This is a genomic window from Nocardia sp. NPDC052001, assembly GCF_040680615.1.
GTDB lineage: Bacteria > Actinomycetota > Actinomycetes > Mycobacteriales > Mycobacteriaceae > Nocardia.
Window position 1 is genome coordinate 115,917 of the sequence record NZ_JBFAXC010000011.1, and the last position, 22,699, is coordinate 138,615.

The 22,699-nt window shown below is 62.3% G+C and carries 18 protein-coding genes; 8 read left to right on the top strand and 10 right to left on the bottom strand.

The annotated features are described in order from the left end of the window. Positions 1-221 precede the first annotated feature (221 nt). Positions 222-4,139, top strand: a complete 3,918-nt coding sequence (locus AB0L82_RS35700; protein ID WP_364646864.1) for a hypothetical protein — start codon at positions 222-224, stop codon at positions 4,137-4,139. Here the strand turns inward: AB0L82_RS35700 and AB0L82_RS35705 are convergent. Together AB0L82_RS35705 and AB0L82_RS35710 are read right to left on the bottom strand one after the other, a co-directional pair. Further along, positions 4,121-5,242 carry a serine hydrolase domain-containing protein gene (locus AB0L82_RS35705; RefSeq protein WP_364646867.1) on the bottom strand — a complete coding sequence of 374 codons (1,122 nt, stop codon included), beginning with the start codon at positions 5,240-5,242 and terminating at the stop codon, positions 4,121-4,123. The two genes, AB0L82_RS35700 and AB0L82_RS35705, sit on opposite strands and share 19 nt — an antisense overlap. Positions 5,243-5,376: 134 nt before the next feature. Next, a complete protein-coding gene (locus AB0L82_RS35710; protein WP_364646869.1) occupies positions 5,377-5,751 on the bottom strand; it encodes a DUF4189 domain-containing protein in 375 nt (124 codons plus the stop codon). A gap of 937 nt (positions 5,752-6,688) precedes the next feature. On the opposite strand from AB0L82_RS35710, the gene AB0L82_RS35715 reads away from it, so the two are divergent. Both AB0L82_RS35715 and AB0L82_RS35720 read left to right on the top strand, forming a co-directional pair. Next, on the top strand, positions 6,689-7,015 hold the full coding sequence (locus AB0L82_RS35715) for a hypothetical protein (RefSeq protein ID WP_364646872.1): 327 nt from the start codon (positions 6,689-6,691) through the stop codon (positions 7,013-7,015). A gap of 322 nt (positions 7,016-7,337) precedes the next feature. Further along, positions 7,338-7,577 carry a hypothetical protein gene (locus AB0L82_RS35720; RefSeq protein WP_364646875.1) on the top strand — a complete coding sequence of 80 codons (240 nt, stop codon included), beginning with the start codon at positions 7,338-7,340 and terminating at the stop codon, positions 7,575-7,577. A 60-nt stretch (positions 7,578-7,637) separates the two neighbouring features. Here AB0L82_RS35720 and AB0L82_RS35725 read toward each other — a convergent pair whose 3' ends face one another. The 3 genes from AB0L82_RS35725 to AB0L82_RS35735 all read right to left on the bottom strand — a co-directional run bounded on the left by AB0L82_RS35725 (position 7,638) and on the right by AB0L82_RS35735 (position 12,006). Next, positions 7,638-8,033, bottom strand: a complete 396-nt coding sequence (locus AB0L82_RS35725) for a hypothetical protein (protein ID WP_364646878.1) — start codon at positions 8,031-8,033, stop codon at positions 7,638-7,640. Between the two features lie 226 nt (positions 8,034-8,259). Next, entirely contained in the window at positions 8,260-8,688 is a 429-nt protein-coding gene (locus AB0L82_RS35730; protein WP_364647079.1) for an LppA family lipoprotein, read from the bottom strand. 225 nt (positions 8,689-8,913) lie between these two features. After that, complete coding sequence (locus tag AB0L82_RS35735; protein WP_364646881.1) at positions 8,914-12,006, bottom strand: CHAT domain-containing tetratricopeptide repeat protein; 3,093 nt, start codon at positions 12,004-12,006, stop codon at positions 8,914-8,916. 470 nt (positions 12,007-12,476) lie between these two features. Between AB0L82_RS35735 and AB0L82_RS35740 the strand changes: the two genes are divergently transcribed. The 3 genes from AB0L82_RS35740 to AB0L82_RS35750 all read left to right on the top strand — a co-directional run bounded on the left by AB0L82_RS35740 (position 12,477) and on the right by AB0L82_RS35750 (position 16,301). Beyond that, on the top strand, positions 12,477-13,388 hold the full coding sequence (locus tag AB0L82_RS35740) for a hypothetical protein (protein WP_364646884.1): 912 nt from the start codon (positions 12,477-12,479) through the stop codon (positions 13,386-13,388). Between the two features lie 88 nt (positions 13,389-13,476). Beyond that, positions 13,477-14,160: an IS5 family transposase gene (locus AB0L82_RS35745; protein WP_364646887.1), complete on the top strand. Its 684-nt coding sequence runs from the start codon at positions 13,477-13,479 to the stop codon at positions 14,158-14,160. Positions 14,161-14,996: 836 nt separating this feature from the next. Further along, a complete protein-coding gene (locus AB0L82_RS35750) occupies positions 14,997-16,301 on the top strand; it encodes a PIN domain-containing protein (protein WP_364646890.1) in 1,305 nt (434 codons plus the stop codon). Between the two features lie 888 nt (positions 16,302-17,189). Here the strand turns inward: AB0L82_RS35750 and AB0L82_RS35755 are convergent. The 3 genes from AB0L82_RS35755 to AB0L82_RS35765 all read right to left on the bottom strand — a co-directional run bounded on the left by AB0L82_RS35755 (position 17,190) and on the right by AB0L82_RS35765 (position 19,249). Beyond that, entirely contained in the window at positions 17,190-17,468 is a 279-nt protein-coding gene (locus AB0L82_RS35755) for a helix-turn-helix transcriptional regulator (protein ID WP_364646893.1), read from the bottom strand. A gap of 326 nt (positions 17,469-17,794) precedes the next feature. Further along, entirely contained in the window at positions 17,795-18,010 is a 216-nt protein-coding gene (locus tag AB0L82_RS35760) for a hypothetical protein (protein WP_364646896.1), read from the bottom strand. A 282-nt stretch (positions 18,011-18,292) separates the two neighbouring features. Continuing rightward, the gene (locus AB0L82_RS35765; protein ID WP_364646899.1) at positions 18,293-19,249 is read right to left on the bottom strand and encodes a helix-turn-helix domain-containing protein; all 957 of its coding nucleotides are present in this window, start codon (positions 19,247-19,249) and stop codon (positions 18,293-18,295) included. Positions 19,250-19,662: 413 nt separating this feature from the next. Between AB0L82_RS35765 and AB0L82_RS35770 the strand changes: the two genes are divergently transcribed. Together AB0L82_RS35770 and AB0L82_RS35775 are read left to right on the top strand one after the other, a co-directional pair. Further along, positions 19,663-20,481, top strand: coding sequence for an MBL fold metallo-hydrolase (locus AB0L82_RS35770; RefSeq protein WP_364647082.1), 819 nt, complete (start codon positions 19,663-19,665; stop codon positions 20,479-20,481). After that, entirely contained in the window at positions 20,478-20,624 is a 147-nt protein-coding gene (locus AB0L82_RS35775) for a hypothetical protein (protein ID WP_364646902.1), read from the top strand. Before AB0L82_RS35770 ends, AB0L82_RS35775 begins: the two co-directional genes overlap by 4 nt. 200 nt (positions 20,625-20,824) lie before the next feature. On the opposite strand, the gene AB0L82_RS35780 is transcribed toward AB0L82_RS35775, so the two are convergent. Then, positions 20,825-21,175: a hypothetical protein gene (locus tag AB0L82_RS35780; protein WP_364646905.1), complete on the bottom strand. Its 351-nt coding sequence runs from the start codon at positions 21,173-21,175 to the stop codon at positions 20,825-20,827. Between the two features lie 343 nt (positions 21,176-21,518). Continuing rightward, positions 21,519-22,280 carry a helix-turn-helix domain-containing protein gene (locus AB0L82_RS35785; RefSeq protein ID WP_364647085.1) on the bottom strand — a complete coding sequence of 254 codons (762 nt, stop codon included), beginning with the start codon at positions 22,278-22,280 and terminating at the stop codon, positions 21,519-21,521. Between the last annotated feature and the right edge of the window lie 419 nt (positions 22,281-22,699).

The window sequence follows — 22,699 nt, forward strand, 5'->3', positions numbered from 1 at the left end:
GTGGCCGCTCTGCCTCAGCTCTCACAACCATGGACCTGTTCCAGGGGGCCATATCAGGTGGACCGAATCACGGGGTCCCGTCACTGGCCTTCTGCACATTCGGCACGGAACGAGTGCCTCAGTCTCGCAGCAAGATTGACTCCGCGCTGTTGCTCGGATGATAGTTTTGGGTCCTGTGGTGAATGGGTTGCCGCACAATCGAAAAGCGTGGGGGGAGGGCTGTGCCCGAGAACGCTGGGGACCAGCAACCAGCAGCGCGGTTACCTCGCGATGAATTCTCTTTCCAACTCCGGGGACTGTGGCTCGCGGCGGGGAACCCGACACTCAAAGAGGTCACCACGGACGCGAATAAGCTCGTTCGGGCCAGAGACGGGCACGGTGCGAAACTTATACGGCTGCAACGGATCAGCGACTGGCGCAAGGGGGCGGTTCTGCCCTCGACCTTCGACAGCGTGAGTCCAGTACTGATCGAACTGAGGAAGCGAGCGAGCGCACGCCCGGGCGCGGCATCGGACTTGTTGTCGATGAACCAATGGCGGCAGTTGTGGGTGCAGGCCCAGCAATGGGTTTCGGGACCGGATTGTCCCTACCGAGGGCTACAACCCTATCGGTCGAGCGATACGAGGCTGTTCTTCGGACGTGATGAAGCGGTCGATCAGCTACGCGAGCTTGTCCTGACCACCGCCACGCAGGGCGGCGGCGTTGTGGTCCTGACAGGTGCGTCGGGAGCGGGCAAGTCATCGCTGCTGGCAGCAGGCCTGATTCCGGCCCTCGGTGAACCGGTCGCGACTGCCACACGAGCATCGGGAGTCGATCTCGTTGCAGGTGTGAGAGCCGCGTTCGACGCCGTGGTCAATGCCCGGGTACTGGTTATCGACCAGTTCGAGGAACTGTTCACCGGAGACGCCAGCGAAGAGCAACGTGCTGAGTATGTGAACGACATCCAGCAACGCACTCGTGCGGGAGTGACCGTGATCCTCGGTTTGCGCGCAGACTTCTTTTCCCGCTGCCTGGACTATCCGGTTCTGGCGGCTGCATTGGCGCACCGCGCGATGGTGTTGGAACCGATGAGTGCTGCCGATCTTCGCGCGGCGATCACCAAACCCGCGGAAACCTCGGGATTAACCTTGGAAGCGGGACTCGCGGACCTGGCTATCAGCGAGCTGCACGATCTCGGCCGCCACACCGGGGCGGACGGGCCCGGGGCGCTGCCGCTGTTGTCCCACGTCATGGAAGCGACATGGCAGGACCGGGACAAGAACCAGCTCACCCGGCAGGCCTATCGCCATGCCGGCGGAGTGGTCGGGTCGGTACGGCATACCGCCGAACTCGCCTGGGCCGCACTGGCTCCCGATCAACGCGAGGCCGCGAAGACGATGCTGCTGAGCATGATCGCGGTAGGGCAAGATGCCCGCGATACCCGCCGACGTCTCCACACAGCTGATCTGCTCGCCCGCACCGACGACCCCGACGCCGCAATAGCCGCGATGGAAGTGCTGGCGCGGGCACGGCTGATCACCATCGACACCGACGGTGTCACCCTCACCCACGAGATAGTCCTGGATGCGTGGCCACGGCTGCGTGCCTGGATCGACGAAGACCGGGTCGGCTACTTGATCCTGCAGCGCCTGGAAACCGATGCCACGGATTGGGCTGCCGCCCAACGTGATCCAGAATTGCTGTACCGAGGCGGCCGGTTGAGCACCGCGAGAACCGTGGCTGATCAGCTGCGCCCCAGCCCGACCGGCTCGGAGTTCCTCACACGCTCTCACCAGGCAGCAACCCGATCGCGGCGATGGGCCACCGGAACACGGGCCGGTCTGGCGGTCCTGCTGGTCGGTGTCCTGCTGGCGGGTATCGCAGCGATCGGACAGACGCGACTCAAAGACGCCCGCGAACGCGACGCGGCCTTGGCCGCGGTGCTGGCCGAGGCCGACGGGTTGCGTACGAGTGACCCGTCTTTGTCCGCCCAACTCGACCTGGTCGCACGAGATCTGAGCTCTACTGACCTCGAGGTGCGCTCGCGGCTGCTCGCGACTCAGAACATGCCGCTGGCGCAACCGATCGGCGCGCACGACGGCGAGGTGACCGCGCTCGCCTATCAACCCACCGGCAGGCTGCTCGCCTCCGCTGGCGCGGACCACACGGTCGCCCTGTGGTCGATCGCCGACGCGACGCGACCGGTGGCGGTCGGCAACCCGCTGACCATGTCTGGGCCTGTGGTGGCGCTCGTGTTCAGTCCGACCACCGCGACGCTTGTGGTGGCAACCGACTCCACCCTCGGGGTGTGGGGCGTGTCCGATCCGGAGCACCCGCACCAACTCGCGCAGCGCACCCGCCCAGGGATCACGCGGCTCGCGTTCGCCTCGACCACCGGATACTTGCTGGTGAGCAACGCGGACGGCTCAACACAGGTGTGGGACACCAGTGTTCAGTCCGACCCAATTCTGTTGGGAGAGACGGACGTGTCGGGGGAGGCGACGGTCGCCTTGCAGGTAGCGGCGTCGGGAGCATGGTTCGCTGTCGCTTCCGCCACGACAGTCCGGTTCTACTCTCTCGCCGATCCTCGTACGCCGAAACCGTTGGGTGTGCCGTTGAATTCGGCGAAGGCGCCGATTCGGGCCATGGTTCTGGATCCGCACTCGGGCACCACGCTCGCGATCGGCAGCGGGCAAGATCAAGTCGATTCGCTGGGCGTCGACAACGCAGTCGTATCGTTGTGGAACCTCGCCAATCCAGCTCATCCCACCCCGATCGGCACCGAGTTCACCGTCGCGCGCCAATCCGAGTTGCGGTCGCTGGCCTTCGGCCCCGACGGCCAATCCTTGGCTGCCGGTGACCACCACGGTGCGACGGTGTGGAGCGTCGCGGACCCCAGCCACCCCGTGCAGCTCGGGCAGCCCCTGCTCATCCAGTCCGCGCCTTGTCCGATGGTCAATCGACTGCTCGACTGCCAAGACAGCGCCGCGGCCATGGTGTTCGGACCCGGCGGAAACACCCTGGTGATCGGCGGTGTGCTCGGGTCGGTCCGAGTGTGGTCGCTGCCGCCCGCGGCCATCGCTGGCAACTGGGGGTGGAGCGCACCCTTCGACATCAGCACGACCGGCCGGTTGGTCACGAGCCTCGTCAGCGGCAAAACCTCGCTGTGGGATATCGCCGATCGCACCAACCCGCGCCTTCTGAGCGACGCGCTCGGCAGCGGTTTGGATCCCCGCTATGTCTACCGGCCCAGTATCAGCCCGGACGGCACCCTGATCGCGATGACCGTCGGCGCCACCCCGCCACGCACCCTGATACTCGATGTCAGCGATCCCACCCGGATCCACACCATCAGCGACATTCCCAACATGTTCGGCGGCGGATTCACCATCGACCAGAAGCTGATGCTCGCCGTTGAACCCGGCCCCACCCCCATGATTCATATGTGGGACATGGCCGATCGTGCTCATCCGATCGAGCTGGCCGCAACCTTCCCGCTGGGTACTTGGCCCTCCCCATCCCCACCCGGAACCGGAAAGGCCTATGCCGCAGTCAACGACGCCGGACCCGGACGACAGGTCGCGTTGAGCGCAGACCGCGCCGCCGACGGCAGCAAAATCTATGTCCTGCGGTTGTGGGATATGTCCGATCCCGCTCATCCAGCCCTACGAGCCACAATCCCCGGTGATCCAGCGCGGCAGTTCTCCGACGTGCGGGCGACCACCGATGGCCGCACCATGGTCACGTTGGCCGGAGAATCCCTGCAGGCGTGGGACATTCACGACCTCGCCAACCCGAGGACACTCGGAGACCCCATCAACACCCACGGGTTGACGGTGCAGACCTTGGCCATCAGCCCGGACGATTCGCTGCTGGTGACCTCGAGCGCGGACTCGACAGTTCGGGTGTGGGACTTCACCGACCGCGCGCACGCCACACCGATCGGACATTCGATCGCTCCCCCCGGCACCGGTTTGTGGGAGGTCCACTTCAGTGCATCGGGCGGCTACCTGATCGGCGCCCGCAACGGCGAACTGGCCGTATGGGACCTGGACGAAAACCGCGCCAAGCAGCGTATCTGCGACACCACCCACGCGATCCTGACCGAGGCGGCATGGCGAGTCCACGTGCGCGGGCTCGCTTACAAGCCACCGTGCTGACCGAGTTGGCAGTAACTGGATTCCGCTGCCAGCAGCAGTGATGGATCCGGTTCCAGGTTGAGGTCGAGCCGATATTCGTTGGCGGCGAAGGCAAGTTGGCGGGTGCCGTCGATGCTCACGAGCACCCCGCTCGCATAGCCCAGGACGCCACCGAGCGTGACCCACACCGGACCGCAGTCGGTCGTGAGTATTTCGATCCCCAACCCATACCCGTTGCCTGGCTTGTGCAACGGAACCATCATGGACATTTCCCGCATCTGCGCGGGCGGCAACAATCGCCCAGTCACCAGCGCGGTGGTGAACACCATGAGGTCATCGAGAGTCGAGACCATCGCGAACGCCGCACCTCCGATCCCCGGATCCACGAATGACACATCACGCCCGTACATGTATCCGTGCAGCCAGTTACCGTGCAACTGCCGATCCTGGACCGGGAAGCTGGTGTGCTGCAGACGAAGTGGCGCGACGATACGGTCGGCTACCTCAGTCCCGGGGGTGTGGCCGGTGACCGCGGTGATGACCATTCCAGCGAGGATGTAGGCGGTGTTGGTGTAGATGAATCGTTCTCCTGGGGCAGCCAGGGACGGCATAGCCAGCGCGATATCCACCAATTGCCGTGGTGTGAAAGACTGTCCGGTGTCGATATCGGTGAGGATCGCGGCCTGCACAGCAGGATCGTTGGTGTATTCATTGAGCCCTGCGGTGTGGTTGAGCAATTGACGCACCGTGATCAGGTCCCCTCCCGGCACCAGGCCCGGCAGCCAGTGCTCGACGGTGTCGTCGAGTGAGAGCTTGCCCTCGCCTTCGAGTTGCAGCATCACCGTGGCGACGAACGTCTTTGTGATGCTGCCGATCCGGAACTGCGCCGACGTATCGGCGGGAATCCGCGCCCACAAGTCACCGAAACCCATTCGAGCGTAACGATTCTCGTCGTCGACACGGACGGCGCCGATGAGCCCGGGGTAACGCCCATCGACACCGACCTGGGTCAACGCCTGCAGGGGATCGACATCGACCGCCGGGACCTGACCATGCGCCGCACCGCCCGCACAGATCATCACCGCCACCGTGACCGCTGCTACCGATCCTCGCGCTGCCCGCATCGAAATACTCGCTCCCACATCATCATTGCAATCGCCGCGCCACGCATCCTACGGTGCCTGATGCGTGGCGTGCCCGTGTTGTCTTGGCGGACAACGGATCATGTCAAATGTTTGTCGATGACTGTGGCTGCCTACTAGTAGGTGTTGCAGGCCTCCCGTTTAAGAATCGAGTCGGTGTAATGCAAGGCCTGGCCTTCGGCGGCCTGCAGATCCGACCCAGCGCCCCAGGTCCAGTTCTGTGCACCAGGGGAGTAGGCCACTGCACCGCACTGGGAGAAGGACTGTATCGCGGCACACGAGCTCCTTTCACCGCACTGCTTGAGCGCGGCGAACTGCGCTCCGTAAGCGCCTCCCCACACGTCGATGGCGACGTACGTCTCTCCGGTACTGCGATCAACGGCGATGGCCCCGTAATACGAGCCTGATGCATATGCAGCAGGTGTCATGGCTGCCGTCATCGCCACACCTGAAGCGAAAACGGACAGCGCCAAAGTCTTGATGAGCTTCATTGTTGTTCCTCGACTCACGATCGAAAGGGTTCACTGGCTCCGCTGTCGGTTAGCGGACTTCGTGAAGAGCTCGTCCTGTCAACAGGCGGCTCCTAGCAATAGTCGAACCGCTACCAACAGGCCACTGATCGGACCAAAGGATTTCGCAGGTCAAAGCAGCGAATCGAATTCCGTTCCGGAAATCGACGGTAATTCTATTCGCTGCTAGGGGACACCAAGATGCTGCGCGCCGGCAGTGGCAAACCGGTGATCGCGTACACGAGGTGCCGCGCTCATCGCGAGACGTGACGGATCGACGACGCCGTCGCCGACCATCTCGAAGGTTGCGCCAGGCGTGAGTGGCATTGCCCGTCAGCGGAGCGCAGTTCGCTTCGCGGAGCCCGACAAGGACTTCGCTTGAGGCAACGGCGATGGCGGGCAGCACCCGAGTGCGAGCGTCGCTGAACCAGTGCGGGCACTGGGCAATTGCCCGAATAATCGCGGTCATGACGTTCATGGTGACGATGGTGTTGCTGGTGGGCTCACTGTCCATTGCCCGAACAGGCGGCACCGCCGCACCATCGGGCGAAGAAGTCGATCCGGCGGAGTGTCAGTAGCGACGGTACGTTGCCTGATCCGGGGGAGTCTCGCATACGCACCAACCCGAGCATGCCGAGCACCGACAGTCGTGAATGCATGCGTCGCAGGTGTATTCATCACACAAGCGCCGGGCGTCACGAAAGTTTCGCCGCATCGGGTCCAGATGGGCGATTACAGCGGGCATTGCGTGGTGTATCTGCCAGAATCCGGTCGGTTCATCGATACCACGGTGATGCAATACCCCGAAGCGCGTGCATCGATGCCACTGCCGATTGTTGGGCGGCCGGGCGGACTGATCGGAGGAAGTGCGGCGACACGTGCTGCGGTGACCAAGGGCCGTTTGCCCGCGGGGGCTCATATGGCTGTGGCCCGCGATGAGCTGATAGTGGATTACACCGTGGTCGCCGACGACGCGCAGGTCATCATGAGCGGCGCACACGCTCTATACCCCGATGCCAAGGATCGGTTGTGGCGAGCCGGGGTCAATCTCGCCTCCGCCGCAATCGAACGGTGGCGTCAGCCCGGCATCGTGGAACGGGCCCGCACCGCGCCGTACCCGCAATTGCACGCCCCGCTCGACGCGGTCGGCCACGCACCGGTCCACGTCGACAGCGATGAGAACTGGTCCTTCGAGATGACCTTCGGTAGGCACATCTGGCTGGACGAGTTGCTCATCGGCGGGTAGCGCTCGACCAAGACGTGTCGAATCTGCCGGTGATGTCATCGGGCTCCTCGTCATGAACTATCGAACTACCGGACATCGACAGTTCCGTTCCGGAATGCATTTCATGTGCAGGAAATCTCCCTGACCTGCGGCTTTTACGCTATACGTCCCCGGGGGTGTGTGAAGCCCACCTGTGGGCGTGGATGGTCGATCAAGGGAATCAATCCCGTGTCGAATCAAAAATTCCAGATCGGAGTTCATCGTGAAATCCTCCTGTTCCCCCAGCTCACTCAGATCGAGCACCATCTCCGGTGCGCAGCGTTCCCGTCGCTATGGAATCGGCTTGACGGTCGCGGCTTGTGCCGCAGCAGTTCTCGCAGTGGCGCCTGCGGCTAATGCGAGCGCGGCACCTTCGGCTTCGGCCTCTGTCGCGATTCGCTCCGACCATGGCGCGACGTTGTTCTGCACCTACTGGTACCAGTACCCGGGAGCCGCCGACGGCGTGTTGTATCGCGAATGCCGCGACTTCGGCGGCAGTACCTGGATCGAATACACGATCAAAGGCGATAGCAACTACAGCTGACTACGAGTGAGCGGACGTCACGGCCTTCGTGTGGGCTGACTCGGCAGTCGGGGCGTCTGCTCACCGCCGCAGGCCGGCGACGACACGAACGTTCGCGCGGGTGAATGGCCCAGTGTGGTCGGCGGACTTGTTGCTGGTCGCTCGATATTCGTCGAGCAGCCGGAAGAACGCGTCCATCGGTGTTTCCCCATCCTGAAGATGCTGCTCGATGGCAACAGCCCAGCCCAAGGACATACCCCACCCGTATGTCGATTCCAACCACTGTGTGAACGCTCCCCGCGCGCCGAACGCGAACTCTTCGGGCATCGAATGCACCTCGAGCGCAACCGAATAGCCGAACAGGATCGCTTCCAGTTCCTGCAACGACCCGCCTCGCGCCCACATCCCAGGCCGAGGCCGCACGTTGCAGACGAGCAGGTCATACACATCGCGGCACTCCGCCAAATCCTTCACCACGGCAATACACCATCACATCGCAGCCCCACCCGATACCGCCATCGGGTGGGAGTCTCGCTGGCATCACACGGGAAGACTCCTTCGTCGGGCTGGCGACGCTGCGGAATGTCATCGACAGCCGGCTATGTGCGCGCTCAGATCAACCTCGGCGGCTACTTGACATAATCTATGTTATCGGCTAAAAGTGTTGCGGCAGTGGAGCCTTTGAATCCGCGTCAGACTTGGATCACCTGCCCACTTCAGTGGCAGCGCGCCATCGATCACCGGGCTTCTCGGCGGTCGGGAGCGGATCGCTGTGCGTTGCAGCGAGATCGGCGGCGAGCTGGCGGGCTTTGTCGCGGACCTGCGGCCAGACCGCGTCGGGGATGCCACCGTGGGTGGGGTCACCGCCTTCGGTGATGTAGTTGGGCAGGTCGAGTCTTTTGCCGGCGGTCTGATCGTAGGGGGCATCACATGCCCGCGGCTGCCGCTCGGTACGCGTCCACGTCCATGTCATCCCCGGGACCAGCGAATTGGCGTAGGCGGCAAGATCTTCTACCGCGCGAGTCACGCGAGCCTGGGTGTCTTCGAGGGTGGGCGGGGGACTGGAGTTCCTGTGCGGCTTGCGCTGTTTCGGTATCGCCGGTCTTCTTGTACGGGTTGTCGTCCACGGAATTACATCCTGTCGTCATCGTGACCACCGCGGCCGTGAGCGCGCGACGATACTCATCCGAGAGATGCTCAGGGTCATAGTTTCTTAACCACCTGATCTGGGAGACCGGCGACCACCATCGCGGTATTCCAGTCGGACGTGCGGAGCTGGCCGTTGCCGCCGGTTCGACCGGGAACTTTGGGGATTGACGACCGATGTAGGTCGCTGCTGCCTGCGACTTCGGGCTTCCTATGGACCACTGTGGATGAGGGCCCCCCACAGATCTGGTCGTGAGGGGTATTGGGCGCGGAGGGCGCAGGTGGTGCGGTGCAGGGCCGTTGCGGCGTGGTCGGCAGTCGGAGTTGGAGGGAGGTGTTGGTAGAAAGTTGTTGCCGCGGTGGCAGCGATGTGATCGGCAAGGGGCCAGAGGCTAGCGATGACATGGCGGAATCCGGCAAGATGGAACGCTGAGGCGGGGTGGAGGGATTCATCGATATGCCGGCTGCCTGGGTGGGCCGTGGAGCACGCCGAGAGATAGGCGAGCTCGGCGTGCGGGAGCTGAAGTCGACTGATCTGCGGCAGTGCCAAGGTGCCGTCATGCAGATGTAATCCGCTGCGGGAAGGGGCGGTGAAATCGATCCCAGCGTGGCAGGAGAAGTGCGCCCAGGTGGCGCGCGGGAGGGCGGCAAGAACACGGTCGGTGCTGGCGGTCTCGTTGAGCAGCAGAGGCATATCGGGGTGCTGAGTGTGCAGGGTGGCGGCCTCGGCAACGGTGCCTGAGAGATCCGGTAAGCCGGGGGTGTGATGCAGAGCGACGGTGAGTTGCCGACGAGCAGTTGCTGGGGGACGGGTACGGAAGTGTGTGAGAGCGCGCAGGGTGGGGATGTAGGACGAGATGACGGCGTCAAGAGCTCCAGGTTGGCCGGGTTGGCCAGCGGCGTGGAGGGGAAACAAACCCAGCAGGCCGGTGGGTTGCCACCACACCCGTGGCAGCGATCCGTCGCTGTGGTGCAGGGGTGCGGCGTTAAGGATCGGGTGCACGATCGTCTCCCACAGCCAGGTGAGGGTTTCGGAGATGATGCGCTGTCGACGCAGGATTCCAGCGAGGCCGCCGTCATAGCTGGCTTCTAGGAAAGCCTGGGCATGAGTGTCGACATCACCGCGAGCCAGGTCGGGCAGCTGTATGAGCAAAGGGGCAGCGTCCTCGATGAGGACGATAGCATCGCTACGCTGTCGCCCACTGTTGATCATGATTACCGTGCCACCAGCGAGTTTGGGCTGCAGGTCAATCAGCCTAGGTGGTAGCAGGAACCGGTCGAAGCCACGGTGTTGGCGGATCTGGGTGAGTAGTTCGTCGTGTACGGCCCCGTGGCGTTTGCGGTCATCGTTCCGACCAGGCGAGCTGATCGCTAGTTGGTCCACTGTGGCGTGCGGAGTATTGAGCAGCTCACGAACCCGTCGCAGTGGTGCAGCGAGATGAGGGAGGGCTCGGTCGAGGTCGGTGAGGTCGGTGCGAATATCCAGTTGCGCAGCCAGGAGCACACCCCGACCCAGCTCGGCGACTTCCACGGCACCGGTAGGGTCGCCGATCGCGCAGTGCGCGGCCACAGCTTCTGAGACAAGGCCATAGTGCAGACCAAGACCGTATTCTTGGTCCTCCCACCCCAGCTCCCGCAGCGCCACCAATGGGACCAGTGCGACCGCCGCATCCAGCACCTCCACCGCAAGAGCATGGTCATTCACCGCCTGCGCCAGTAGCCCAATTACATGCCCGGCCCGCACTTGGTCAGCCACCGGTGCACTGCCCGCCATCGCGAGCCCTGTGGCAAGCATCGACACAGTCATGCGGTCCGCACCGTGCCTGTCTGAACTCAGTCGCAACAGGTAGGCGATGCTGAGATTGGCCAGATACTTCGCGCGGCTGGGATGGTCGGTGGATGTGGCGTCTACCGCTTGCTCGGCAGTGTCGATTGCGCGGTCCAGATCGGATGTTGCATCGGTGACGTATACAAATCGCAACCGGTAGGCGGTGCCGAGATTGGACAGGTGCCTCGCACGGTTGGGGTGGTCGGTGGGTGTGGCGTCCACCGCCTGCTGGCCGATGTGGATTGCGTGGTCCAGATCGGTCGCTTCACCTGTGTGCTCGAACCGTGAACAGTGGATGATGCCAAGGTTGCCCAGGTACATCGCACGGTTGGGATGGTCGGCAGGTGTCGCCACTACCGCTTGCTCGGTTATGTCGATCGCTCGGTCCAGATCGCCAGCTGCGCCGGTGCGCTCGAACCGCGACAAGTAGGTGATGCCGAGGTTGCCCAGGTGCATCGCGCGGTTGGGATGGTCGGCAGGTGTGGTGTCTGCCGCCATCTCCAATACACCGACGGCGTGGTCAAGATCATCTGCCAGTCCGGCACGTAGCCGGTGCGCGATGCCGAGGTTGGCCAGATACATCGCGCGGTCGGGATGGTCGGCGGGTGCGCTAGCTACGGCCTGCCCAAAGATGCTGATCGCGCGGTCCAGATCGGCGGTGACTCCTGTGCGTTGAAATCGCGATTGGTAGGTAAGCCCGAGGTTGGACACGTACATCGCGTAGTTGGGTTGCTGGGTGGATGTGGCGTCTACTGCTGTCGTCAATACTTCGATTGCGCGATCCAGGTCAGCCTTGACGTGGGCGCGTTCGAATCGCCGCTGGTAGGCGATCCCGAGGTTGGACAAGATCGGTGCAGGGTTGAAGTGGTCGATTGCCACCGCTTGCTCCAGTAACACGATTGCGGAGTCCAAGTCTGTCGTGACTGCGGTCCGTTCGAACCGCCATAGCTGGGCAAGACCGAGGTTGGACAAGTATTTTGCCCGGTAGGGGTGGTCGGTGGGTGTGGTGTCGACCGACTGCTGGCACATCCTGATCGCGTTGTCCAGATCAGCCATGGCACCAGCGAGTTCAAACCGCCGCTGGTAGGCAAGACCGAGGTTGGACAAGGCTGCTGCCTGAACGGGGTGCCCAGAAGGTGCCGCGGCGACCGCGTGATCCAGCACGGCGATCGCGTGGTGGAGATCTGCTGCTACTCCGGCACGTTCGAACCGCAACCGGCAGACGTGTCCGAGGTTGTTCAGATAGATCGCGCGGTACGGGTGGCCAAGGGGTGTGGCGGCCACAGCTTGTCCACCGTAACTGATCGCGTAGTCCAGATCGATTGCGGCGCCTGTACGTTCGTATTGCGAACCGTAGGCGATGCTGAGATTGGCCAGGTGGATCGCGTAGTCGGGATGCTTGTCGAGTGAGGTAGCTAGTTTTCGCCCATTTGGCTCATCGAACCACATGCATCCCCCGAACTGGTTGGTCGCCAAACACTTTCAGTGTGCGCAGAGTTTGATGGAACAATATTGTGGGTACGGTTGACGTTGGTCACGCCGTCGCCGCTACTACTGGGGCGATGAGAAATCATGCGGGGGAGAGGTTTCCGGTGGCGGATCCCGAGCGGGCGATTCTGACGATGCTGTGCGGCGGGCTGGAAGCACTCCGGGCAGAGTGTGCTCACTGGTCGGAACCTCGCCGACAGTTGCTGGCGCAGATAGAGATTGAGGCAGGTGCACGGCGACCGGTGCTGGCTCTGATAGCCCAACTACTCGGCACCAGTCCGGAAGAGACTCGGCAGATGATTTCTAGTGGACTTCCCGGGTTCGGTTCCGGCCGGGCTGATGAAGAAATATTTGGTTGTCCTGATCGCGCCTGCGATCACGTCGCCGCGACGGTGCCGGCTGGGCCTGTACCGTCCTGTGTGTTGACTGGTACCCCGATGCGTCGACAGTAGCCACCGGTGGGCACCTTCTTCCAGGAACTGGCTAAGAAACTCGCTGAACGATGGATCACCCTGTTGGTGATCCCTGGTGCGCTGTTTCTGGCCACCGCGGCGATCGGGGGCCGGTTGGGTCATCAGCACGGACTAGACCTCGACCAGCTACGCAGGCTCGGGTCCGAGACCACGGCGTGGATAGTGCGGCAGCCCCCGGGAAGTCAGGCTATAGCGCTGGCCGCGATGCTGCTAGCTGCCGCCGGTGTCGGGTTGATGGTGCAGGCGCTGTCCGGAGTAACCCGCACGCTGTGGTTGGGACTGTGGCCGCAAGCGCTGATGCGTGTTCGTCGTCGGTTGGTCGATAGGCGCCGTCGCCTCTGGCGAACACGCGTGGACCAGCGGCGGACGTTGCAACTGACCTATCCGTTCGCCTCTCGTACCCCTGAGCAGCAACAGCAGATCGACAGCGCCGCTGAGCGGGTCAACCGCCTCTCCCTCGCAGAACCCGGTCGGCCCACCTGGATGGGCGATCGTATTCACGCCCTTGAGTCTGTCGCTGTCAATCGCTACGGACTGGACCTGGGCTTCGGCTGGCCACGCCTTTGGCTCGTTCTCCCAGACTTCGCGCGGACCGAAATCGGTACCGCCAACGCCGCTTTCGCTGCTGCAGTAGCCACCGGTACGTGGGCGTGGCCCTACTTGCTCTTGGCCGTCCTGTGGTGGCCGGCAGCATTCATAGCTTTCGCGATCGGTGTAACCGGCTGGGTGCAAGCCCGGGCCGCGATCGCAGACGTCACGAACCTATCTGAAGCCGCCTTGGATATTCATGGTCGTGCCCTTGCTACTGCGCTTGGGGTTGCCGAACCAAACCGCACCGGTCCACTCACTTTGGCTGAAGGTAAACAACTCACCGCCCTCATCCGAAAAGGGCGCTAGGGCGTGTTTCATAAGTAGTTGAAGTTGTGTGCGCCGCTCCGCGGCGCGCGCCCTTCAGTTCGCCGAAAGTCTTTGTCCGCGTTGCGTAATGGGTGAGGTCTCCGGTAGACGGTTCAGCGACCAAGCGGAACTTCATACCGGAGACCTCGTGGCCAGCGTAGCGGGCGCGGGGCGTGCGGACCTGACCGATGCCCAATGGGCACGGTTGGTGCCGTTGCTGCCTCGCGGGAAGAAGCCGGGTCGTCCACCGAGGTGGACGAAGCGGCAGCTCATAGACGGAATCAGATGGCGGACCCGGACCGGGACACCATGGCGGGACGTGCCCGCGCGATACGGGGCATGGCAGACGATCTACGGGTTGTTCCGGCGTTGGCAACGGGCCGGGAACTGGGCTTTCATCCTGAAGATGTTGCAGGCCTTCGCCGATGCGGCGGGCCGCATCCGGTGGCAGGTGAGCGTGGACTCCACTATCGCGCGTGCTCATCAGCATGCTGCCGGTGCGCGCCGCGACCCCGGCGCGCAGATCGAATCGCCGGGCGGATATCGGAGCGAGCCCGCGGATCATGCCCTGGGTCGCTCGCGTGGTGGGTGGGGCACCAAACTGCATCTGGCGCCTGGATTGCGCGATCTGGCGATTGCGCGGATCTCAATTTCTTCGCCACTCTCCACTCTACTTTATGCAGACGACCACGCGCGGTCCGAGTTTTCAACGAGACAACGCATTCCATCGGGAGCCAGTCCCTGTACGCACAGCCCGAACCGCAGGGCATAGAAACGTTCGGAGCCGCCTTGATCTGGTCGATGAGGTACGTCGCTACCAACAGCCCGAACCGCAGGGCATCTCGCTACGCACAGCCCGACCCTCAGGGCATAGAAACAGCACAGTATTGCAACGCTACTTGGTGAAAGCGGCGGTCACTTTGTGTGTACCGATTGCATGGAGCGGTAAACACTATTGGCGTACAGGAGATTTCGGACAGTGCAATTCGGTTATGGCGGACGATATCTGTGAAATTGGCGACCGAGATCGTGGGCCAAACAGTGGCTTGACCTGGGCGGCAGGTGCCGCGGCTGAACAGGCTGGGCTGGACGATTATTGGCGTCGGTGAGCTCGGGGGAGTGTCCTAAAATCTGTAACTTGTCATAACGCTGGTTATCGGTGCTTATAAAACTAAGTATTTCGATCGACAGGGTGCTGAATTGCTGGATGTCCGATCCAGAAGAACATGCGTATTGCCTGTTCACAGGCTCGTTCTACAATCGTGCTTGTTTGGATCGGACCGCCGCACTTCTCATTGCATCCGGGCAGGCTATAGGCCGTCAGAGCGCCGGGACGGCCAATCCAGGGCAACCAGCGCTGTGCGGCATTGGCAATCTGCCCAACGGCCGTTCCGGCGCCTAGCAAATACGCTCACCCACGAATTTTGTCACTGTGACAATTTAGCCCCCATTGCTCACCGGTTTACTTGCCACCCTACGACCTCCACTGCCGAGCAGAAGTTGACCAGTTTGCGATGGCCTGCGTCGATTTCGCGGCCGACGGTCACGACATCGGTTTGGAAGCTGCCAGAGTGGGTCGATACCGGGTTGTGAGTGACAATGGCGGATGTGGCAATCGTCGTCGTGGTCGACTCCAACATCATCAGCGATTCTCCGAGCCTCCGGCGTGAGGAGTGGTTGTCTCTAATCAAGAACCAGGCCGCTTGGGGTGTGGAATTCGCAATCCCTGAGGTTGTGGTCATGGAGTCAGTCAACGTTGTCAAACGGGAGTGGAACAAGCAACGCGACTCCCTGGCCAAGGCCAAGGTCGGCGAGTTTGGTTTGGGCGATACGCTGAACTCGATGCTCACCGAGATCGACAGGCGCTCAGAGGGATACGAGCAATCGCTGCGTGATCGCCTCGGCGAGATTGGTGCGTCCATCGTCGCGCCGCCGCCGGCCGATCTGATGGACCTTGCCCGCCGCGCCGCCGTGCAGCGCGCTCCATACCGTAAAGACAAAGATGGTTTTCGCGACACCCTGATCTGGCTCACTGCCCTGGACATCGCACAGAAACGGTCCGATGCCGAGGTGTGGTTCGTCAGCGATAACCATGAAGACTTCGGTCCTAAGCCGGGAAGTTGGACAGGTGAAAATACTGGCGAGCGTGATGATTGCCCGATTCTGTTCCACCAGGATCTGCGTGAGGATCTCGACGGACGCGGTTTGCTGGGACGAGTGAACTATGTGGTCAGTTTGAAGCGGTTGGAACAACACATCGCGGCCCGGTTTGCTCCCATCCCGGAATCCGAGCTCAGGACCCGGGCCGATCGCATAGACCGGGACTCGCTTGCAGAGCGGCTGATGTCGGCAGCTCACGGGGTGGATGTCGATCCGGAGCAAGTAGCTCTGCCTCTCGCGGCCGCCGCGGCGGCGATCACCGGAACTCAAGGGCAGCACGGCGGATGGGAGTTCAGCGAAGGTGCCCTCCGGGCAGACGCGGGGTGGACTGCGCGATTCGCTGTCAATGTCGAAGTCGATATCTCGTTCGTCCGGACTGATCTCACCACCGGTGAGATCACCAAGACGCTCCGGGTGTTCGGCGACATTACAGTCTCATTGGGCAACGAAGTCGTGGATATTGCTGTGACCTCCGCCGAGGCGTTGCCCGACGACCCCATGCGTGCACGGTGGGCAAGGCGTTCTGCCGAACGCGCGTCGAATACCAAGTTCCCAGATCCCTTTTGGGATCGGCCGCTCGGCACCGTGAGCGCGCCGTATGCCAATGCCCAGAATCGTGCGTTCGCCGAGCAGATCATCCGTTCGGAGTCCCTGCAGCGTATCGCCGAGCAAGCACAGAAGCCGCTGCCTCCCGAAGACTTGCAGCGGATGGCCGAGAACGCTTGGAAGACGCTACCGCCTGAGTTCCGCTGAACAGCGATCAAGTTCGGACATTGGTGTTCGAGTCCCCATGTGGTGTTTGCGCAGGTAACGGACGTACCGGCCATCAGCCATTCGCGCCTCCAGCGAGCGTTGACCTTTCCGAATCGTCGCGAAATCTGAGCCCCTGCAATCGGATTCAGGCCTGCACGAACATGCTTGGAATGGCCGTCTCGATCCAGTACTAACCCCAGCGCCTCCTGAGGTCGGGTTGATATAACGGCGCTCGTCGTCGGGCCCCGCGCCCGGTCGCCACCGGACACAGGGGTATCGGCAGGACCTGTACGTCAAGGCCTCCCCATGCCCGCGGGACGTTTGCGGCACGCCAGAGACACGAACTCTATTGGGAGACAACCGGGAACCCGCACGGCAGGCCCGTGCTGTACCTGCACGGTGGGCCCGGGTGGCCGGTGGAAATGGTTGGTCAACGGCGCAGCGGCCGCGTGGATTGCCCAGGAGGGCGCGCGTATCTCGATTGGGCGAAATCCGGCGAGGTTCAGGCCACGTCCCCACTCCGGACCATCCTGTGGCATAAATTCGCCGCCGCAGCCGAATTGCGAGGCGGCGGTATTGTTCTGGACGCTCGCGTATTTCAAACAGACACTCGGCTGGACCCGGCCGCAGCTGCGCGATCCGGCTGCCGCCGGGGGTTTCGGCACCTGCGCGCGCAGGCTGGCTCCCCTGCCGCTGCACCGAACCCCACCTCGCCGGGCCCCGGACGACCTTCCGGGGCCGCGAAACCATTGCTGCGCAGCCCGACCCGAGGTCGGTCGCATCCTGGCCACCGGCCAGGCGTACACCCGCCCCGCACACCACAAGATCGGCACCACCCCCGTCGAACTGGCCAAACATCAGTCCGAGGTTGATCACAAGCCAAGGGCTTTAGGGCATGGCAGTCCGAGACGTCGCTAGTAGATCGCGCGCGTCCACTCCATACACGTTGCACAGGCGGTACATCTGTACCCAGGTCGGGGATTGCCGGCCTGCCTCGAATTCCAGGAGTCGCGGCACCGTCACACCGATTTGGATCGCTGCCTCGCTCACGTCCAGCCCTGCCAATTCTCGGCTCAGGGACAGTTGCAAGGCAATCACGGCCGTGAGTGCCTTGACTTGCTCCCGCACCACAAACGGCATGGATCGGGAAGGTACATCGTCGAACATGCTTGAGATTTTCGCATGGGTTACCGTCATATACGCCCCGGATGCCATGCCCCACATGGGCATTCGCCCTCGACTAGAATTCGATCATACAGAGGGATCACCGGGGGATTACCAGCGCTCGACCTGTGTTCTGGCAATTGCGATCTGGGCTCAGCGCGTGTATGGAACCACGTCTACAAGGAAGCATCGTTGCCTTTGCTCGCCGAGTTCTTCGCGAATCATCTTGAAGGTCAACGGTTCTGCTTGGCTGTGGTCACGGCACAGTCCGATTATCAATTGGATCGATGCCCGTAGTTCTTTATGTCTGGGCAGACGTGGGTGGCAAGCTAATCCTTGCGGTGTCGACTGTCAGCGGCGCGTGCTTGTTCGACCAATCGGGCCAGGTCGCGCGAGAAGCGTTCGGCCTGGGCGATGGTCATGCCGGCGGCGTAGTAGCCGCCGAAGGAGATCTGGAGCTGGTCGACGCCTTCGGCGGTGGTGAGGTACATCGACAGGTCTTGGGAGAAGGTGGCGGTGACTGTTGACCGGAATCCGGTGTGCACGTGCGGTTCCGCGTCGATTTTGCCTGCTTGGACGCACCATGAGGGGCATGGGCCGGCGCTGTGGTCGTCGTCTGTCCTCGTCACGCGGGAATCAACCTCTCACCAGAGGTTGTACAGCCCATTGTGTCTGGGCTGTACAACCGCTAGAAATACTGTAGGGCAACAACTTTCACCGTATACGCCGAGGCGATGATTTGCCGTACTCGGCGTGGGAATATCGTCACGGCGGCTCAGCTCGCGGATGTCCGGTATATGTCAGGGCCGCACTGTTCGATGCGGCGATCACCATCCACGCAGAGTCTCCTGTGAGTGTGCGTTGAGACTGACCACGTTGTCGGCGCTCTCGGCGGGGTGGATGTTCCAGCCGAGACCTCGGAGGTCGCGGTCGACCCCTACCCCGCGCGCGAGCCCGATCTCGGCCATCACGTAGGTTTCGTACTCCTTGGGTGGGTGTATGTCGTGTTTGCACCGCATGGTGAAGTGGCGAGGTTTCCCGGTGTCGGGATCGAGCATGATGACCTCGGGGTCGTAGATCTTCTCCTCGGGAACGCCGGTGCGCCAGAGGTCTTCGAACAGGTCCCGGTTGATGGCGATGCATTCGCTGCGGATCTGCGCCATCCGAGTGGGTTCGACGATTCCCAGTCCCATCGTCTTGAGTAGCCACACGAGACGGGACAGAACGTCTTCGATATTCACGATCCTGCGATCACCATCGGTCATCGCCCTTAACTGCCAGGCGATCACATTCACAGGACGGTCCGCGGTGAATGGTGCGGGCACGAAGTCGGGCAATATTTCCGCGGCACGGAAGTTTCGGGCAACCATGTCGTATTGAGGCATCAGATGCAGGTATGCCGGGGCATCGATTGCTTCCAAATGATCGAAATCGTCTTCGGTCAGTTTGGGTGGCCATTCGCCGAGCCGCAACCGGTGGGCTCTGGTGAATACCAATGATTGAATTTTACGCATTGCCCAGAACGGAAGCTCCAGCACGTCGAAGATTTGCTCGAGAGTCGCCGTGTCGGGGAATCGGGTGCCTCGTTCCCACCGCGAATAGGTATCTTCTTTGGTTTGCAGGCGAGAGGCGACATACGCCTGGGTGAACCCGAGCTCGGTGCGGCGTCGCTGCAGGTAGCCGCCCATGACTTGGCGACGGATGCGTTCAGGCCAGAGGGCGGGGTCGATGGAGCTGAGCTCCCAGCCAGCGTTGGCGCCGCTGGAGTCTGACGGTTGTGACACTGGATCCTTGCTTATGGAGCTGCACGACAGCCGTTGCGCTGGTGGCAATGACGGTTGCGGGTCGGGCTGTCGCGATCGTGATTGGATCTTGATCTAACCATGAAACCCGGAGCCTCCTTTACACCGGTAGCGCGGAATCGACCCGGACAGATTGTCCGGGTCCCTTTACCAGCACGAACGATGCGCATTCTCGGACAAGATGTCCGGGCAGAAGTCGTTGACGGCGGCCTTGGGGAGTCTCATGATTCGGTAAAGCTCTCGTCGAATGCCGGGAGGTTGAATCTTTTACCCGGTGGGGGTGTCGGGGTCGGATCCTTCGGACCTGCCACGTCGCTTACATGCTTGTAACAAAGGATATTGCTGTGCCGAGTCTTTATTCTGAAATCCATCATCTTGACTGCGGTCGTCTCCAGATGCTCGGCGGGGGACTGATCGACGGTCGCAGCCACGGATTACGTGCTCCGCTGACCTGCCACGTCATCTTGAGGAAGAACGGTGACGGAACGCTGACTCTCATCGATGCGGGCCCGGGGCAGCGGGCGGTTACTCAGCGCAACGCATGGCTCGGTGGGGGGTGGTCGTTCGTGTTCGCTCCGGAGGCCGACCCCGCGCTGACCGCGGTCGAGCAGATCCGCCGATTGGGCCTGGATCCGGCGGCGGTGACGGACGTGGTCCTCACACACCTGGATATGGATCACGCAGGGGGTTTGGTCGACTTCCCGGATGCACGGGTATGGGTGAATCGACGCGAGTTCCAGGCGCAAGCGACTCCGCGCAATGCCGGAGACAGGGGCCGGTATCGGCCCGTCCAGTTCGAACACCACCCGCGATGGCAGTTGTTCGATATCCCGGCGATCGGCGGACAGGACTGGTTCGGGTTTCCGGCGGTGCCGCTGGAGGCAGTGCCTGGGGTGTGGGTGGTGTCGTTGCCGGGGCATTCGGCCGGGCATACCGGGGTCGCCGTGGAGAACGGCGACGACACGTGGACTTTGCACGCCGGAGACGCCTACTACCTGGCAGAACAGATGGACGTGCGAGGTCCGCGCCGCACCCCCGGGATCGCGCTGTTCGAATGGTTCGGGTGCGACGATCCGCTGTTGCGGGTCGAAACTCAGTCCCGTCTGCTGTGGCTCAAACGCGATCACGGGCACCGGGTGGAGGTGGTGAACTCGCATTCCTTGGCGGAGCTGACCCCATACCTGCTCTCGCCGGCGGTGGCGGGCCTGCTGTGAGCGCGGTGTGGTGGGAAATCCTGGTGATCTCGTCGGTGCTGCTTGTGCTCGGCGGGATCCTGATACGCCGTCCGGCCGAGGAGCACGAGGACGAACAAGAGCTGCCTGATTCAGAAGAGTCAGGCCGTCACCGCCAGCAATGACGCTGGCGGTGACTCCGCCGTGTGGTCCTGACGCGCCGAAGGGGGGTGCGTCGGGACCACACGTGTGTTCAAAGACCGACCGCCCGGCACGCCAGTAGAGGTTAAATTCCAAGCTTAGAGCTGTAATACAGTCCTGATCAGGTGTCGGCTGGTTTTGAATGATGTTCGGGCGCAAAGTTTCCGGGATGCGGCGTGCCAGACTAGTTCGCAACCGCGCGTCGAACGCGCAGCCATCTCAGTGCCTCGTAGTGACCCGCGAGTGCTTCGAGCTCGGTGGGGTACCAGCACAGGTAGGGTGTGTGGATCACGCTGTTGACGATGCCCTGGGGGGTGAAGATCAGGGTTTCGAACAGGCGTGGGCCGTTGCCCGGATCCGAGCAGAGGTCTGGGCGAGGGTCTTTGCCGAGCCAAATCGTGGAAACTCGGTACCGGTGTTCGATGGTTTCCGCGACGCTGCGGTAGCCGCGGTCCAGGCGCAGTCGCCCGTAGGTTTCGTAACTGATGCGATGGCCATCGCGATCGAAGTACTTGGGTAGGTCGTCGTCTGGCATCGTGGAAATCCTTGTGCGGGTGCAGGTGTCAAAACGTCAGATCGTTCGACGGTTCTGATCTGGACAGGATGGATTCGCCTCCCGGGCGACAATGCTCGGGCACTGTTGGTGCACGGTAGCGGTATGAGATCGGCGGTGTCGTCCCCATGACTCCCACACGGGCACAAGGCTTGTCGAGTCCCTCACTCATTCAACCGACCCTACTGCCGATCGGACTCTGACGTGAGACTCGAGAGCCACAGTGTCGCAGCAAGATTGGTGATCGAATGAGGATTTCGATTATGGCATCGCGTAGTTCAGTTCTGCCAGCGGGTTCAGAGCTATGAGTTGTCCATCCTCGATCTCACATCGACGCCGTATTGTCGTTGAGGGCGTGCGGCTTACGACGTTTGGCCAACTGGAGCTGTTCGTACGGGCGCATCGTCTGTACCGGGCGCAGGAACCGATACGTGTATTGATCTGCTTCCCCGGTGTGTGGGTTGCGCACCAGCACAAGGTCATCGCTGGTTTGCGCCTTGGTGAGATCGGTGCGGAAGAAGCGCGTGAACTCGCGCGGTGCCTGCGCGTAGCCGAAGTTGAAGATCTCATCGAGCCGCTGCTGCGACACCAGCCCAGGGCCCATCACGCGCAGCAGGAATACCAGTCGGGTGGCAACATTCTCCCAGTTCGCGAGAAGATCGCGGGCAGGCTGGGTCATGATCCACTCGACTAGATTGGTTGGTCGATCAGATGACGGGTCTGCGGGTACCAAACTCGGCACACCCCGCCTGGCCGCATCGTTGGCCGCCAGGATGTCCAGGTTCGGGAAGCCTATGTAGTAGGCAGGCGCGGTGGTCATCTCCAGATGGTCCAGGTCATCGTCGGACAGTGTGGCCGGCCAGGTGCCTACCTGCAGCGTGTCCAGGTCCGCGAGGACCAGCGAGGCTACTTTGCGCTGTAGCCAATCCGGCAGGTCGAGCGCACGGCACCAGGCCGCCAGGCTCTCCGGACTCGGATTACGCAAACCTGCCTCCCATTTCCGCAACGATGACAACGTTGTCACGGCTGCGACTGCGACCTCTTCTTGCGTCAGTCCCAGCGCCTCTCTCCGACGCCGCAGATACATCCCGACCTCGGGTCGATCACACACCCACGAGGTCTGGCCGCTACCACGGCGCCGCTTCGACGCTTCGGCTCTGCGCAGACGTTCTGGGGCAATCGGTCTCGATCTCGGATCGGGGTCGGCGACCAACGGTACGGCAATCTGCACGGCCAGCCTCTCTCACAACTCATGCGGAGCCTGACGTCGATGAGGGGCTGTCGAATAGTCGACCCTGTCATATGTCTGTGCCCCCCGTGGCGAATTCATGGCGACGCTATTCAACTTCAATGAGAAAGATATACGCATAAGATTCGTAAAAAGCACTGTGGCGCTTATCACAATCGACATTGGCTCGATGTGGCCTTCATTCGTTAGCGCATGAGACTCAACGTCGACGGAGTTTAATTTGCGCCCATCAGTAGGGGCTAACCCGGACAAGTTGT

Bases quoted from the DNA above. Each gene is read 5' to 3' on its own strand.
- AB0L82_RS35705 (WP_364646867.1), bottom strand. From the start codon at position 5,242: ATGCGGGCAGCGCGAGGATCGGTAGCAGCGGTCACGGTGGCGGTGATG.
- AB0L82_RS35710 (WP_364646869.1), bottom strand. From the start codon at position 5,751: ATGAAGCTCATCAAGACTTTGGCGCTGTCCGTTTTCGCTTCAGGTGTG.
- AB0L82_RS35715 (WP_364646872.1), top strand. From the start codon at position 6,689: ATGGCTGTGGCCCGCGATGAGCTGATAGTGGATTACACCGTGGTCGCC.
- AB0L82_RS35745 (WP_364646887.1), top strand. From the start codon at position 13,477: ATGGGTGAGGTCTCCGGTAGACGGTTCAGCGACCAAGCGGAACTTCAT.
- AB0L82_RS35755 (WP_364646893.1), bottom strand. From the start codon at position 17,468: ATGTTCGACGATGTACCTTCCCGATCCATGCCGTTTGTGGTGCGGGAG.
- AB0L82_RS35770 (WP_364647082.1), top strand. From the start codon at position 19,663: ATGCTCGGCGGGGGACTGATCGACGGTCGCAGCCACGGATTACGTGCT.
- AB0L82_RS35780 (WP_364646905.1), bottom strand. From the start codon at position 21,175: ATGCCAGACGACGACCTACCCAAGTACTTCGATCGCGATGGCCATCGC.
- AB0L82_RS35785 (WP_364647085.1), bottom strand. From the start codon at position 22,280: ATGTATCTGCGGCGTCGGAGAGAGGCGCTGGGACTGACGCAAGAAGAG.